Source organism: Candidatus Halocynthiibacter alkanivorans (assembly GCF_003333265.1).
Lineage (GTDB): Bacteria > Pseudomonadota > Alphaproteobacteria > Rhodobacterales > Rhodobacteraceae > Halocyntiibacter_A > Halocyntiibacter_A alkanivorans.
Map to the genome: position 1 here is coordinate 137,783 of NZ_QOLB01000029.1, position 14,435 is coordinate 152,217.

12 protein-coding genes are annotated in these 14,435 nt (G+C 61.3%); 2 read left to right on the plus strand and 10 right to left on the minus strand.

Annotated elements, in window-relative coordinates; all coding sequences use genetic code 11:
- Nucleotides 1-453: 453 nt before the first annotated feature.
- On the plus strand, nt 454-2,586 hold the full coding sequence (locus tag DWA01_RS01220; RefSeq protein ID WP_114283793.1) for a protein-disulfide reductase DsbD family protein: 2,133 nt from the start codon (nt 454-456) through the stop codon (nt 2,584-2,586).
- A 519-nt stretch (nt 2,587-3,105) separates the two neighbouring features.
- On the opposite strand, the gene DWA01_RS01225 is transcribed toward DWA01_RS01220, so the two are convergent.
- From DWA01_RS01225 to DWA01_RS01260, 8 genes are all read right to left on the minus strand, one after another.
- Nucleotides 3,106-3,678, minus strand: a complete 573-nt coding sequence (locus DWA01_RS01225) for a L,D-transpeptidase (RefSeq protein ID WP_235008383.1) — start codon at nt 3,676-3,678, stop codon at nt 3,106-3,108.
- A 32-nt stretch (nt 3,679-3,710) separates the two neighbouring features.
- Entirely contained in the window at nt 3,711-4,880 is a 1,170-nt protein-coding gene (gene ccmI / locus DWA01_RS01230) for a c-type cytochrome biogenesis protein CcmI (RefSeq protein WP_114283795.1), read from the minus strand.
- 1 nt (nt 4,881) lies between these two features.
- Complete coding sequence (locus DWA01_RS01235; protein WP_419186975.1) at nt 4,882-5,355, minus strand: cytochrome c-type biogenesis protein; 474 nt, start codon at nt 5,353-5,355, stop codon at nt 4,882-4,884.
- Complete coding sequence (locus DWA01_RS01240; protein WP_114283796.1) at nt 5,355-5,927, minus strand: DsbE family thiol:disulfide interchange protein; 573 nt, start codon at nt 5,925-5,927, stop codon at nt 5,355-5,357. The genes DWA01_RS01235 and DWA01_RS01240 overlap by 1 nt, the downstream gene beginning before the upstream one ends.
- A gap of 3 nt (nt 5,928-5,930) precedes the next feature.
- A complete protein-coding gene (locus DWA01_RS01245) occupies nt 5,931-7,928 on the minus strand; it encodes a heme lyase CcmF/NrfE family subunit (protein ID WP_114283797.1) in 1,998 nt (665 codons plus the stop codon).
- A gap of 460 nt (nt 7,929-8,388) precedes the next feature.
- On the minus strand, nt 8,389-8,706 hold the full coding sequence (locus DWA01_RS01250; protein ID WP_235008384.1) for an SHOCT domain-containing protein: 318 nt from the start codon (nt 8,704-8,706) through the stop codon (nt 8,389-8,391).
- 22 nt (nt 8,707-8,728) lie between these two features.
- Complete coding sequence (locus DWA01_RS01255; RefSeq protein WP_200832478.1) at nt 8,729-10,126, minus strand: ATP-binding protein; 1,398 nt, start codon at nt 10,124-10,126, stop codon at nt 8,729-8,731.
- Nucleotides 10,123-10,845: a response regulator gene (locus tag DWA01_RS01260; RefSeq protein WP_114283798.1), complete on the minus strand. Its 723-nt coding sequence runs from the start codon at nt 10,843-10,845 to the stop codon at nt 10,123-10,125. The genes DWA01_RS01255 and DWA01_RS01260 overlap by 4 nt, the downstream gene beginning before the upstream one ends.
- A gap of 170 nt (nt 10,846-11,015) precedes the next feature.
- Between DWA01_RS01260 and DWA01_RS01265 the strand changes: the two genes are divergently transcribed.
- A complete protein-coding gene (locus DWA01_RS01265; RefSeq protein ID WP_235008385.1) occupies nt 11,016-11,711 on the plus strand; it encodes an EF-hand domain-containing protein in 696 nt (231 codons plus the stop codon).
- A gap of 219 nt (nt 11,712-11,930) precedes the next feature.
- Here the strand turns inward: DWA01_RS01265 and DWA01_RS01270 are convergent, their stop codons facing one another.
- Complete coding sequence (locus tag DWA01_RS01270) at nt 11,931-12,971, minus strand: YeiH family protein (protein WP_114283899.1); 1,041 nt, start codon at nt 12,969-12,971, stop codon at nt 11,931-11,933.
- Between the two features lie 530 nt (nt 12,972-13,501).
- The gene (locus DWA01_RS01275) at nt 13,502-14,389 is read right to left on the minus strand and encodes a LysR family transcriptional regulator (protein ID WP_114283799.1); all 888 of its coding nucleotides are present in this window, start codon (nt 14,387-14,389) and stop codon (nt 13,502-13,504) included.
- Between the last annotated feature and the right edge of the window lie 46 nt (nt 14,390-14,435).

The following is a 14,435-nucleotide window of genomic DNA, read 5'->3' on the forward strand; positions in this document are numbered from 1 at the left end:
GACTTCTGAAGCTCCGAATACGGCCCCGGCGCATCCTGGTTCTGCTGCCTGCCATCCTGGCCGGCTGCTCGACTGCGGCAATTTGCCTGCAACCGCCCTCTTCTGTTTCGACCAAAACAACGCCAGGTATCTCAGTGCCGGCGGGATGCAAGCTGGTGTCTTCCGGCGTCGCGCAACTTGCACAGTTTGAATGCGACAACGGGCGCACCGGGTTTGCGTTCATCTCCTGACAAGCCCCGGCGCCCAAAGCGCTCACGTTCCGCGCCGCCGTAATAACAATCGGGTGAAATCCGGGCTTTCACCGCCTCTGTCGTGGCCACCGGGGTGGCGCGACGCCAGAAACACATGATAATGGGCCGGGAAACCCATGTCGCCAAACATCAGGCACCTGTCGGTGCAGCGCTGCTCCCGGCGTCGCCTGGCAGCACCAACAAATAAGGCTGGTTCATCTGAATGACGTATTCAATCCGGAACACTATTGGCCAGGGACTGTGCGCAGCGGTGCTGATCGCCATGGCCTGGCTGATGCCTGCGGTCTCTGCCACGGCGGCAACGTCTGAAAGCTATGTCTCCACCCCGATCTCAGCGCGTCTTATTACCGCCGAAGACGCGGTGGCGCCCGGCGCGCGGCTGATCTCGGCCGGCCTTGAGCTGACGCTGTCGAAAGGCTGGAAGACCTACTGGCGTTCGCCCGGAGAAGTCGGTTATCCGCCCACGGTTGACTGGGCAGGATCCGGCAATATTGCAGATGTGGAATTCCTCTGGCCGGCACCCGAGCGGTTCAAAGCCTTTGGCATCGAAAATTTTGGCTACAAGGACACTGTTGTCTTCCCGCTGCTTGTCACGTTGGAAAACCCTGGTGAGCCGGCAACACTCTCCGGTTCAGTCAATTTGCTGGTTTGCTCACTGGTCTGCACCCCGCATGAATTCGAACTGAACCTGAGCCTGGATCAGGGCACCGGTATTGACGCGGATGCCGCCAGGCTTATTTCAACCTTCGCCGCCAGGGTGCCCGACGACGGCAGCGCCAGCGGCTTGTCGGTTGAGACTGCGACGCTGGATGCTGATCTCACCTCGCTGATCGTGACCGCCCGCAGCGCCACCGGTTTTCAGAGCCCCGACATTTTTCCTGAGTTGGGCGCCGGCACCGCTTTTGGCGCGCCGGACATCCGCCTTGGTGACGGTGGCAAACTGATGTGGGCTAAACTGCCCATCCTCGCTGCCGGAGAAACATTGCCCGATCTGAGCGTCACGCTCACCGATGGCACGCTCGCGGCGACGTTTCAGCCCGGCCTGAGCGATGTGGCCCCCGCACCGCCCTTCGCGCTCGACCGCATTGTGCCGGGGGTGAATGAACTGGCCTGGATTGCGCTGATCGCGGTTCTGGGCGGGCTGATCCTCAATATTATGCCCTGTGTGCTGCCGGTGCTGTCGATCAAGATGTCCTCGGCACTGAAAATCAGCGGTCAGTCTCATGCCCGGATCCGCGGCGGTTTCCTGATGACCGCACTGGGGGTCCTGTCGTTCATGTGGCTGCTGGCCGGCGCCACGCTGCTGGCACGCCAGCTTGGTCTCTCAGTGGGCTGGGGGCTGCAGTTCCAGAACCCGGTCTTCCTAGTGGTGATGATCCTGATCCTGACCATCTTTGCCGCCAATTTCTTTGGGTTGTTTGAAATCAGCCTGCCGCAGTCCTGGCAGGCAAAGCTGAGCCGCGCCGACGGCAGCGCCAGCTCTGCTGGCGGTTATACCGGAGATTTTGCCACCGGCGCCTTTGCCGCCGTGCTGGCAACGCCCTGTTCAGCGCCCTTCCTCGGCACCGCTGTCGCTTTTGCGCTCGCCGGGCGCCCGGTGGACATCTTTGTGATCTTTACCGCGCTGGGGATCGGCCTGGCCCTGCCCTATCTCCTGATCGCAGCCGCGCCGGGGCTGGTTAAGAAACTGCCTAAACCCGGCAAGTGGATGGTCTGGTTCAAGCTGGTGCTTGGCAGCTTGCTCGCGCTGACCGCCGCCTGGCTGTTCTGGGTGCTGCAGGGCGTGGGCGGGTCCACCGCCATGCTGGTGGTCGCTGCCGGCGCCGCGCTGGTCATTCTGCTGCTGTCCCGGCTGCTGCCCCTGCCAGCACGGTTGAAGGCCCTGTCTCTGGCCTCGCTGGTGGCCGCGACGTTGTTGACGCCGGTGTTTCTCAAGCCGGACACCAGCGCCAGTGCCAAAGTGCTCACAGAGTGGGCCACCTTTGACCGCAGCGCAATCGCCAGACTGGTCTCAGAAGGCCAGGTAGTGTTCGTCGATATCACCGCTGACTGGTGCCTGACCTGTAAAGCCAACAAAGCGCTGGTGCTGGAACGCGAACCGGTGGCAACAGCGCTGGCCGCTGAGGGCGTGACGCCGATGCAGGCGGACTGGACCCGGCCGGACGAGAGCATCTCGCGTTATCTTGCCAGTTTTGGCCGCTACGGCATCCCGTTCAACGCCGTGTACGGCCCCGGAGCGCCAAACGGCATAACCCTGCCCGAGATCCTCAACGCTGAAGCGGTTCTGGACGCGCTTGACGCCGCCAAACAGCAGACCACTGCCCTGGCCAACTGACACTGGCGTCAGCCTCCGACCCGCGCTGCTTTCTCTCCGGGGGCGCGCGGGCCGGTAGCGGAACAGGTTTTCCACACGCCGCCACACCGCGTGAGCAGCTATACTGTCGCGACAGTTTCCATTCCTGAGACAGGCACCGGACACCAGCCCGCCCTGGCAATGGGGACGCTGCTGCACCGTCACGGCACCGCCTGCCATCCCCGACGCGCGCTGAGCACATGTTACCGTGCACCTGCCTATGTGCAACTCTCGCGGTGCACCTGTCGCTGTGGAATTCTTCCGGGGCCACTTTTACGGTGCACTCTCGCTGTGCCTTTCTCACTGAGATACTCTCGCCGGGCCTAATGGTCCGCCGCCGGCCCGCTGCCCAGGGGAACTGCGCCCGTCACGCCAGCACGCTGACGCGCATCACCCGCCCCCCCCCACAACACCAGAACGACAGCTGACCGCCTTCTGGAACAGAAAGCGGCCGGGACAATGCCCGGCCGCTGATAAAATTCCTGCACTGAAACGCAGTGTTCAAGCCTCGTGGACGTGGTTTTTGGGGTAAAGCACAACGCGCGTGTCCATCGGCACACGCTCATAAAGCTCGATGATCTGATCATTGACCAGACGGGCACAGCCATTGGACACTGCCCGGCCAATGGTATGGGGATTATTGGTGCCGTGGATGCGCAGATAGGAATCCCCACCTTCGGGCGTGAACAGATACAGCGCCCGCGCCCCCAGTGGATTCTCAAGGCCTCCCGGCAGTCCTTCTTCATATTTGCTGTAGATCTCGGGCTGTCGCTCGATCATATCCGGCGTCGGGGTCCAGCTCGGCCATTCTTTCTTGGCGCCGACGTAAAATTCGCCGGAGTGATACAGCCCGGCCCGGCCAATGCCGACGGTATAACGCATGGCGCGCTGCTCCGGCAGGGTCCAGTACAGCGCAAATTCATCGGGTCTGACGTGAATTTCATAGGGCTCAAAGCCTTCACTGATACTGACTTCGAGCGGTAAAAACTCTTCCGGCACATCATAGGCTGGTAATGCGGGATGGGCGGCGGCCCGTATCGGGACCGCCGCCGCTGCCAGAGCTGATAATAACAATGACCTTCTTTGCACAAAATTCTCCCTTTAACTTATTCTCCACCCGCTTTGGCGATGCCGGCGGCAATTGCCGACACACGCGGGTCCTCCGCACTCAGATCTGCCGCCAGATCCCGGGCGCGTAAAAATGCGTTTCGAGACTTTTCCGTCTCTCCCAATACACCATAGGCATTGGCGAGCCGGAGCCAACCATCAAGATCACCGGGCTCGGTTTCAAGCCGGGTTGCCAGCCGCTCCACCATCGAGCGGACAAACGCGGCCCGGTCGGACTCGGACATGTCTGAGGCGGCGACCACCTCTGCCGCCGAGGGCCCCGACGCGGGCGCGCTGACTTCGGGCGCAAAAGACGCCAGTTCGACCATCGATTTTCCCAGTGTCATACCGATCCGGTTGGCCTGATCGACAAAAATCTCCATCCAGGGCTGCAGCGCGCCCGCCGCGTTCAGCCGCGCGATCAGCAGCGCATGTGCCGCTTCGCTTTTGCCCTGCTGGTCCAGCGCGACCGCCTTGTAAAAGACCCCGGCCGGGTTGCGGGGATCGAGTTCACGTGCCCGGTCAATCACCTGGCTGGCGCGCGGCGTCACCACCCCGTTTTCAAGCGAGATAAGCGCCTCAGCATATTGCGACAAGATATCTGCGGTCACGTCTTCCCGCCCGGCGAGAGTCGCAAACGCATTGGCGGCATCTTCAAAACGGCCCATGCGCATGTAGGTCCGCCCCAGCAATACCCAGCCTTCAGACGGGCCACCCTGCGGATCATCCATCAACCGTTGCTCCAGCCGCGCGGTCAGATTATCCACCTCGGCCGCATCTGCCTGCTCGTCCTGGCGGTCGGCAAAAGCCAGGCTTTCGGTGCCGGGCGAACCCAGCGAGAAATAGATGCCCCCGGCCAGCACCGGAACCAGAACCGCCACCAGCACCAGCGTTTTGCGCCCGCCGGCAGCAGCGTTATAATCAGGCCCCACCTGGCTTCTGTTCAGCGCCAGCATGCGCTGTTTGATTTCCAGAGTTGCGCCACGCGCTTCATCCGCCGAAATCACCCCGCGCCGGGCCTCGCCTTCAACTTCGCGCAGCTGGTCGCTATAGATTGCCATCGCCCCGTCGCGCCGGTCCGCCAGCGGCTCTGCAGCCCCCCTGAGCGGCAGTATCACAAGCAGCAGCGCCAGCAGGCCGAGTGCGACCAAAATGAACCAAAATGCCATGTCAGATATCCATTGTATTTCGTTTGACGATTTCAGCGATCTCCGCCTCATCTGCGTCACTCAGCTGCCCTTTGGGCGGTTTACGTCTGCGGGCTCCCACCAGCACAAAAATCGCGGCACCACCGCCAAACAAGCCCAGCCCGGCAGGTGCCAGCCAGAGCGCATAGGTGATGGGTTTCCACGGCGGGCTGAGCAGGACAAAGTCGCCGTATCGCGCCACCAGAAAGTCCAGCACCTGCTGGTCACTTTCCCCGGCCACCAGCCGTTCACGCAGCAGGATGCGCAGATCACGCGCCACGCCAGCATTGGAGGAATCGATATCCTCATTCTGACAGACCACGCAGCGCACCTTTTTGGAAATCGCCCGCGCGCGCGCCTCCAGAACCGGATCGTCCAGTATTTCATCCGGCTCCACCGAAAGCGCCGGCTGTGTCATCGCCAGCATCAGTGACGCGGTTATCAGCAGTCGTTTGATCACACCCCTGCCTCCGCTTCAGCCTGAGCCTGCTGGGCCTGTTCCAACGCGGTCAAAAACTCCGCCTCGGCCTTGGGGCCAATGATGGGGCCAACATACCGATATAACACCAGGCCATCGGCACCGATAATAAAGGTCTCCGGCACTCCGGAGATCCCCCACTCAATACCGGCGCGCCCGTCCAGGTCTGAACCGACCCGGTCATAAGGATTGCCCAGATTGTCCAGCCACGCCGTGATATCGGCAGGTTTGTCCTTATAGTTGAGCCCCATCAGAACAACGCCGGTTTCCCGCACCATCCGTGTCAGCACCGCATGTTCCGCCCGGCAAGGCACACACCAGGACGCAAACACATTGACCAGCACAACTTCGCCGGCCTGTTCCAGCTCGACAGAGCCAAACCCGGGCAAGCCGAGACCTTCCACCGGCGGCAGATCAAACTGCGGCACCGGCTGCGAAATCAGTACCGACGGGATGGCGCTCGGGTTGCGGTCCGCATCGAGCCCCCACAACAGGAAGCCACCGGTGAGAACGACCAGCAGAACTGGCAGGAAAAACAATATACGTTTCATCTATTACTCCGCAGGTGTGGCGTTTGCAGGCGCACGGGCTTTGCGCCGGGGCGCCCCGACACGCAGGCGCCGGTCCGACAGCGACATCAGCCCGCCCAGAAGCAGCATCGTCGCGCCGATCCAGATAAAGCTCACCAAAGGTTCATACAGAATGCGCAGGGTCCAGGCCCGTTCTGCGGCCCCGTCCGACGCCGGCACGGAAATGGTCGCATAAAGGTCACCGGCCAGGGTCTCGCGAATGGCAGATTCTGTGGTTCCGGTCCGGGTGACAGGGTAAAACCGCCGCTCGGGATACATCGTTGTCACCGGCGCGCCGTCACGGGTCACCGTCAGGGTGCCCCGGTCAGCCACATAGTTTGGACCCTGTACCCGTTGCGTGCCCTCAAACGTCACATCAAAGCCAGCGATGCTGACAGACACGCCCGGGGTCACAAAGACAATCTGCTCGGTTTTCCACGCGCTGGAGCCGATAAACCCGAACATAGCAATCGCCAGCCCGGCATGGGCCAGGGTCATGCCATGAGATGCCCGGGGCAGACTGCGCAACCGGCGCAGACTTTCGGCGAACGGAGCTTTGAACAGTTTGATGCGCAGGCCCCATTCTTTCAGCGTGGTCAGCAACAGCCAGACCGCGATGCCCAGCGCCAGAATCGCCAGAGCAGGCCCGCCGGTGGTGAGATACCAGATGCCAAGCGCGATCAGCGTACTGACCACCGCAATGGCTTTCAACCGCTGGCCCACGCCCATCAGATCTGCCCGTTTCCAGGACAGAAACGGCCCGATCCCGGTCAGCAGGACCAGAGGCAACATCACCGGGATAAACCCGGCATTAAAGAACGGCGCCCCGACCGAAATTTTATCGCCGGTCACCGCTTCCAGGAACAGCGGATAGAGTGTGCCGAACAGCACGATACCCGTGGCAACCGTCAGCAGGATATTGTTGATCAACAGACCCGCTTCCCGGCTGATTGGCGCAAACAGACCGCCGCCTTCCATGTCCGGCGCACGCCAGGCGTAAAGCGCCAGTGAGCCGCCAATGGCAATCGCCAGCAAGCCGAGCATATAGATGCCGCGTGCCGGATCGACAGCAAACGCATGCACCGAAGTCAGGATGCCGGAGCGCACGATAAAGGTGCCCAGCAGGGACAGCGAGAACGTCAGGATCGCCAGCAGGATGGTCCAGCTTTTAAACGCGCCGCGTTTTTCCGTCACAATCGCCGAATGCAGCAGGGCGGTGCCCAGCAGCCAGGGCATGAATGAAACGTTTTCGACCGGATCCCAGAACCACCAGCCGCCCCAGCCAAGCTCATAATAGGCCCACCATGAGCCCAGAGCGATGCCAGCGGTCAGGCTGGTCCAGGCGGCCAGCGTCCAGGGCCGGACCCAACGGGCCCAGGCCTCATCCACCCGGCCTTCAATCAGCGCGGCAACCGCAAAAGAGAACACGATCGAAAAGCCGACATAGCCAAGATACAGCAGCGGCGGGTGAATGATGATGCCGATGTCCTGCAACAGCGGATTAAGATCACTGCCATCCGCCGGCGGCGGGATCAGGCGGTCAAACGGGTTGGATGTCAGCAACAGGAACGACAGAAAGCCAACCACGATCCAGGCCTGAACCGACAAGGTCCGCGCCCGCAGCGCCGCCGGTATATTGGTGCCGAATAACGACACGCTCAGCCCGAAGATCGTCAGAATGAGAACCCAGAGTACCAGCGAGCCTTCATGACTGCCCCAGGCCGCGGCAATTTTGAAGAACAGCGGCTGCAGCGAGTTGGAATTTTCGGCCACATTGGCGACGGTAAAGTCGCTGACAATGAAAGACCGGATCAGCGCCGCAAATGCGGTGCCGACAAACAGAACCAGACCCAGCGATGTCGCCCAGGCACTCTGCATCCACAGCTTGTTCCCGCGTGCGGCGCCCACGATGGGCAGCACACTTTGAACCAGAGCCAGAACCAGGGCGAGCGCCAGCGCAAACTGACCAATTTCGGGTATCATTTCAGATCCTTTTTTTCGCTCGATATGCGAGCATCCTGTACTGGAAGGTCAAGCAGCGAAACCCGCCCGACCTTCACAATCACGTGAGAGCTCCAGGCCCAGGTTTTTAAGGCCGGAGCTGCCCTGAGAGGTGCCGGGAAACCGCCGGATTTCAGCATGAAAACGTCTCCGCAGCAGCGCAGGTGCCGGCGGGATTTGCGGCGTTGCTGCCGCCCTTGTCTCTGCCGGGAATTTTCCACCGGCCGGAGGCTTTCATATCCATGTTTCATCTCTGACGAATGACAACTTGACCGGCCGCCGCGGCAGCCGCCTCTTTGTGAACACCGGCGCCACTTCAATCACGTAATGCAGGCATCCGGAACGTGGCGTCCGGTCGCATGCCAGAAGGGCTGCAAATGGCACAAAGCTAACGTCCCACCTACAGCCCCACGGCTTATGCTTCAAGTTTTACCTGCAAACCTCAGGTTTCAAGCGCCCTGCGGCGGGTCTCGTATTCTTCGGGATCAATCTCGCCCTGCGCCAGCCGGCCCCGCAGAATCGCGAAAGCATCACCTTTTCCTGAAGCCCCGTTCTGGCCCGAAATCCAGCGCACGGCCAGCACCACTAACAGAATGATGCCGCCCCAGAACAGGGCCATCATGCCCATGCCAAGCACGCCCATAAGCCCCATTCCACCGCCAAACATATGCATATGACCGTAGCCGCCCATAGCGCCGCCGTCGGCCAGCGCCGGCAATGCCGCAACGGCCAGTACCGCACTCATCATCAGAAGTTTCATATCTTTCTCCATTTTCAATAGTTCAATCTGTCGGTTCCAAAGGCAGCTCCACCGTCGCCGACAAGCCGCCTCCGGCCCGGTTTTCAAGGCCAATTTCACCGCCATGGGCCTGCACAATGCTGCGGGCGATCGACAAGCCCAGCCCGGTACCACCGGTTTCCCGCGACCGCGAGACCTCCAGCCGCACGAAGGGCTCAAACACCCGTTCAAGCGCATCTTGCGGAATGCCCGGCCCGTTGTCATCGATCTGGATCAATGCTGACGTGCCTGTCCGGCTGAGGCGAATATCAGCAGATCCGCCATAACGAACGGCATTCTCAATGACGTTCCGCAACGCGCGCCGCAATGCGGTGGGGCGGATGCGCACAGCCAGGCCCGCCGTGGGCTCAAGCGTCAGCGCACAGCCGGTCTCGCGCAATTCGCCGCATAACTCGTCAAGACACGCCCCGAGATCAACGGTTTGAGACGCCTCCCCCGTGGCCATGCCACGCGCAAAAGACAGGGTCGCGTCCACCATCTCCTGCATTTCCTCTACTGAAGCGACAATGCGTTCCCGGGTCTCGTCATCTTCCACCATTTCCGCCCGCACGCGGATTGCGGTCAGCGGCGAGCGCAGATCATGGCCGAGCGCCGCCAACAAGCGTGTGCGCTCCGACACGAACCGGGTCAGCCGCGCCTGCATCCGGTTGAACGCGCCGGTCAGATCGCGCACTTCGGTGGGACCCGCAGGCACCAGCGCCGCGCTTTCTTCGCCGCGCCCCAACCGCTCCGCCGCCACCGAGAGCGCGCGCAGAGGCCCGGTCAGCCGTGTCAGCAACACCCACAACGCCACAATCAGAACCGCCGCTGCAGTGCCCCCGAACGCAAGGGCCGACATCCAGGGCCACTGCATCGGAGGCTGATGATAGCGGGTACCGACGTTCAGCCACTGGCCAGACTGCAGCGATATCGAAAGCCGCATCTCCATCTCCGATATCTGCCCCTGCATCATGGATTTGTGCATGGTCATCATTCCTGACGACATATCCCGCATCATCATCTGATCCGTGCCGACGCGATGCAGCTCAACCCTGATCTCCCTTGTAAAATCGTCCCCGACCAGCGCGCGGATCTGGCGCCCGATCGTACCATTGCCGTCATGGTCCCGGTGCTCCACCAACGGCGTCGCCGCCAATTCAAACTGCACCATCGGCGAATCGGCGGCGCGCAGGATTGAGGAATGCAACGCCTCCGGCGCTTCCTCGATCAACCTGGCAATATTGGCCGACCGCCCGGCTGCCTCCAGCCCGATCGCCGCGCGCACCGCCTGGCTGCGCTCATCCACAAAAAGCCACAGGCTGACGGCCTGCGCCGCCAACAGCGCGGCAACGATCAGCAAAATCACCTGGCCGCGCAGGCTGCTCCAGAATTTGCGCATCATTTCACCTCCGCAACATCAACAGACAGGCAATACCCCCCACTACGCACCGTGGTGATGATCTCCGGCCGCCCCGGGTCGTGCTCAATCTTGCGCCGCAGCCGGCTGATCTGATTATCTATCGTGCGGTCAAACACCTGGGCTGCGCGCCCGGACACCAGATCCAGCAACTGCTCCCGGCTCAACACAAAACGCGGCCGCTCCAGAAACACCGTCAGCAGTTTGAAATCCGCCGTGGTCAGGCTGGTCTCAGAGCCATTCTGCGCCAGCAATACCCGGCGGTCAGTGTCCAGCACCCACTGGGCAAAGGCGACCCGGTGGCCGGACAACGCCCCCGCACTGGCGGGCAAGCGCTTTGAGCGGCGCAGGATCGCTTTGATCCGGGCCAGAAGCTCGCGCGGGTTGAACGGTTTGGACAGGTAATCGTCGGCACCGATCTCAAGCCCGACAATGCGGTCGGTTTCTTCCCCCAAGGCGGTGAGCATCAGGATCGGCGTGCCGCCCTTTGCGGACAGACGGCGACAGACCGACAGCCCGTCTTCGCCCGGCATCATCACATCCAGCACGATCAGATCGAACTGACCGGCGGCCAGCTTTGCATCCATATCGACCGCATCGCGGGCGCTGGTTGCGCGCATGCCCTTGGTTTCAAGATACCGGCTGACCGCATCGCGGATTTCGCGGTGGTCATCGACTATAAGTATATGTGGTGTCTCGCTCATAGCCCCGCTTATAGCCCGTCGCTGCGCGGCTTTCCCGCCTAAATTGTCGCAGTTGGTATCGGCGCCGCTGTCTGCGACAAACGGATACAATTCGCCCGCTGCCCGGCATAGTACTGCGACCAGCCATCGCCATATCTCTGTCATCGAAACACGATTATTGAGGTGACACTATGAAACACAAAACAACCCTGGCACTTGGTCTCGTTGCAGCAACTGCACTGGCATTTCCCGCTTTTGCCTCTGGCGATCACACCGGACAAAAACAAGTCAAAGCAGTACACCAGGCATCCGCCTCAGCAGGCATGTCGGCTGGCATGGCCAGCGATATGGACGGCGATATGGGCGGCAAATCCGGCGTGCATGGCGCAAAAGGCATGGCTGGCGGCATGAGCAACGGCGGTCAGATGATGCCGATGATGCAAAAAATGATGAAAATGCATAGCCAGATGATGGGCGGCGGCATGATGGGCGGCATGGGCATGGAAGCGGGCCATGGCAACGCCGCAATGAACAAAGCGATGGACACTGACGGTGACGGCAAAGTCAGCGCCGAAGAAGCAAAAGCCGCTCTGGCCGCGCAATTGGCCACCTTTGATGCCGATGGCGATGGCACGCTCTCAATTGCCGAATATGAAGCCCTGAACAGCGCCAACAACCGCGACATGATGGTGGACCGGTTCCAGCAGATCGACAGTGACGGCGACGGCATTGTGACCGCAGAAGAAATGGCGGCTGCCGCTGAAAAAATGACCCGGATGCAGGGCATGGCGGCAATGGGCGGCATGGGTGACGATGACGGCAAAGCCCCACATGGCGCAGAAGAAGCCGACTCTGACAACATGGACGGCGGGTCCGACGACAGCTGAACTGACGGCGCGCCGGGCCCCGGCCCGGCGCGCCGGTCTCTGTGCTGCCAGACGCCGCACGCCGCTACGCGGGCAACACGGTCTGTGCGATGACCGGGGTGCCACTTTCACGCTTGGCATCAGACGGTTCCTGCGGCGTGGCGTGCTTCTGAAGTGTTTGGCACGCGGAGCGTCACCGCTTGCCCGGCCCTCAGAACGCGTTGACGGCGATGGTGTTCTTCAGGCGCCCTGTTGCAGAACAAAGATGCCGATCAGGACAAAGCCGCCAATAAACACGGTTTCAATCACGATCAGGGCGATGGCTTTGCCGCCCACTTCGAGGATCCGTTTCAGCGATGTTTTCATCCCCACAGCGGCGATCGAAATTAACAGCGCCCAGCGCGACATCTGCCCCATCAGATCGGTGACAAACGCCGGCACCACACCGGTGGAATTGATCGCCGCAAAGACCAGAAACATCAGCACGAAAAACGGGATAAGGGGCGGGCGTTTGCCGTCAGACACCGCGTCTTTGAACCGGGCGCGGATCACCAGCGAAAAGATCAGCACCACCGGCGCCAGAGTCGACACCCGGATCAGCTTGACCAGGGTCGCAGATTCCCCCGCTTCCTGGGACACCGAGAACCCGGCTCCAACCACCTGGGCCACGTCATGGATTGTACCGCCCAGGAACACGCCTGATTGCAGATCCGTCAGCGCCAGCACATCGGCAATAATCGGATAAACAATCATCGCCATCGTGCTGAGTACGGTAACACCAAGCACGGTAAAGATCAGATTCTGTTCGGAATTTTCATCCTTCGGCAGCACAGCCGAAATCGCCATCGCCGCAGATGCGCCACAGATCGCCACGGAGCCCCCGGTCAACAGGCCAAAACGCCAGTCAAAGCCGAACAGACGCGCCACGGCCCACCCAACCAGAATGGTCAGGAACACGCCCAGCACCACCAGCACAATCAACTGGATGCCCAGCCCTGCCAGCAATTCGGCGCTGACCCGCGCCCCCAGCAATGCCACCCCGATGCGCAGCACCGTGCGCGAAGAAAACTCAATGCCCGCTTTGCAGGGACCGTCCTCAGAGAGAAAATGAAACGCAATGCCCAGCAACAGCGCCATAAGCATTGCCGGCGCCCCGTAATGTTCGGACAGGAACTTGGACGCGATGGCGATCAGGGTGGCAACCAGAACGCCGGATCTGATATTGTTCAGAAATGGCGGCAGCACCTGTAGCCTGGTGCTAAACGAAGTAGCTTCGGACATTTTGTGATCTTTCGATTGCAGGTCTGCACGCCGCAGGCACATTTTGAGCACTTGTGGACGGCAGCCCCCTTTAGACAATTTCTATGCGCCCGGCGGCACATTCAGCTTTACCTGCGGGACACTGGGCAAACTACTACAGATGGTATTCTGTTCTGTCACCAGGCTTTGCAGGAAGCTTTCTGTCCAAAGATATATTCTTTCGCGAAAATATATTCCGCCACCACATCAAACCGCGACCCTTCTGTCCCTGGAGGCACGTTTCAACGCCAATACAGACCGGTGGCATCGCATAGGCCGTACCGATCAGACCCCGCGTCTTTCATGCGCCTTCACGAGCCGCAGCCCCGGTGAAGAGCTATATCTGGCTCCGGAAAGAGCTCAACCTGGCACCACAACCCGCTCAGAACAGACACAACCGTCAGCAAAAGTGCCATAAGGTCCGCGACTTACGCAACCGGAGCTCTGCGACCCGACCCGCTTGCACCGGTCTGGTCTGGTCTGGTCTGGTCTGGCGCTACCTCCCTGCCGGATCAGCGCACCAGCGCTGCCGCGAATGCCTCGACCAGGCGACGTTGTTTTTTCGAACGCAACCTGTCTTCGCTCCAGGTTAGCCAGTATCCGTCCGCCACCTCCAGAACTGCGGCCCCTGGCGTTCCTACCTCCAGCCGCACCAAAGCACCGGCCTCTATGCTTTCCTGCGCGCGCGGAACAGACCCCAGCACCACGCCCAGGCCCTGGCGCGCCGCCGTCAGCCCATGTTCCATCGAATCAAAACTCAACCCTGCTGCGGCCGGCAATGCCCCACCGCTCTCGCGCGCCCAGTCGTGCCATCCTGGCCGTTCGCCACGCACTTCAATCGCCGCCAGCTCTTTCCAGGCGTGGTCCCGCAGCGCCGGCGCCACCATTGGCACCAGCACTTCGCACTGGATCAGCACCGCCTCGCGCCCTTGCCAGTTGCCACGGCCGTAGCGCAGTTGCAGATCGGTCTCCACCTCCTCAAGCCCGGCCCGGTGTGATACCGATTCCGTCACCAGCCGCACTTCAGGATTTGCGGTCAGGAACCCACCGACGCGCGGCAGTACCAGCGCATCCAGATGTGAGGACAATGCCGCAATGCGCAGCTCACGCGGCGCCTTCCCAAACAGATCCTCGGTGCTGCGCTCCAGCGAATCAAGCGCCTGTCGCACCAGTGGCAAATAGCTTTCGCCCTCAACGGTCAGGCTCACGCCGCGCGCCGAGCGCAGGAAAAGCGCGCAGCCCAGCCAGGATTCCAGATTGCGGATCCTTTGGCTGACCGCCGCCTGGGTCAGGCCAAACTCATGAGACGCCGCGGTAAATCCGCCGCGTCGCCCCGCCGCCTCAAACACCCGCAACCAATCCAGCGGCGGCAGACCGACCTTCTTCTTCTCTTCAGCCATTAGAAATTCTATGCCTTTGGGTCAAAACGTATTGCTTGAGATACTG

Excerpts from the sequence above, each read along its gene's own strand:
- DWA01_RS01220 (WP_114283793.1), top strand. The coding sequence starts at position 454 with ATGACGTATTCAATCCGGAACACTATTGGCCAGGGACTGTGCGCAGCG.
- ccmI (WP_114283795.1), bottom strand. The coding sequence starts at position 4,880 with ATGGCATTTTGGTTCATTTTGGTCGCACTCGGCCTGCTGGCGCTGCTG.
- DWA01_RS01240 (WP_114283796.1), bottom strand. The coding sequence starts at position 5,927 with ATGAAACGTATATTGTTTTTCCTGCCAGTTCTGCTGGTCGTTCTCACC.
- DWA01_RS01245 (WP_114283797.1), bottom strand. The coding sequence starts at position 7,928 with ATGATACCCGAAATTGGTCAGTTTGCGCTGGCGCTCGCCCTGGTTCTG.
- DWA01_RS01250 (WP_235008384.1), bottom strand. The coding sequence starts at position 8,706 with ATGAAACTTCTGATGATGAGTGCGGTACTGGCCGTTGCGGCATTGCCG.
- DWA01_RS01255 (WP_200832478.1), bottom strand. The coding sequence starts at position 10,126 with ATGATGCGCAAATTCTGGAGCAGCCTGCGCGGCCAGGTGATTTTGCTG.
- DWA01_RS01260 (WP_114283798.1), bottom strand. The coding sequence starts at position 10,845 with ATGAGCGAGACACCACATATACTTATAGTCGATGACCACCGCGAAATC.
- DWA01_RS01265 (WP_235008385.1), top strand. The coding sequence starts at position 11,016 with ATGAAACACAAAACAACCCTGGCACTTGGTCTCGTTGCAGCAACTGCA.
- DWA01_RS01270 (WP_114283899.1), bottom strand. The coding sequence starts at position 12,971 with ATGTCCGAAGCTACTTCGTTTAGCACCAGGCTACAGGTGCTGCCGCCA.
- DWA01_RS01275 (WP_114283799.1), bottom strand. The coding sequence starts at position 14,389 with ATGGCTGAAGAGAAGAAGAAGGTCGGTCTGCCGCCGCTGGATTGGTTG.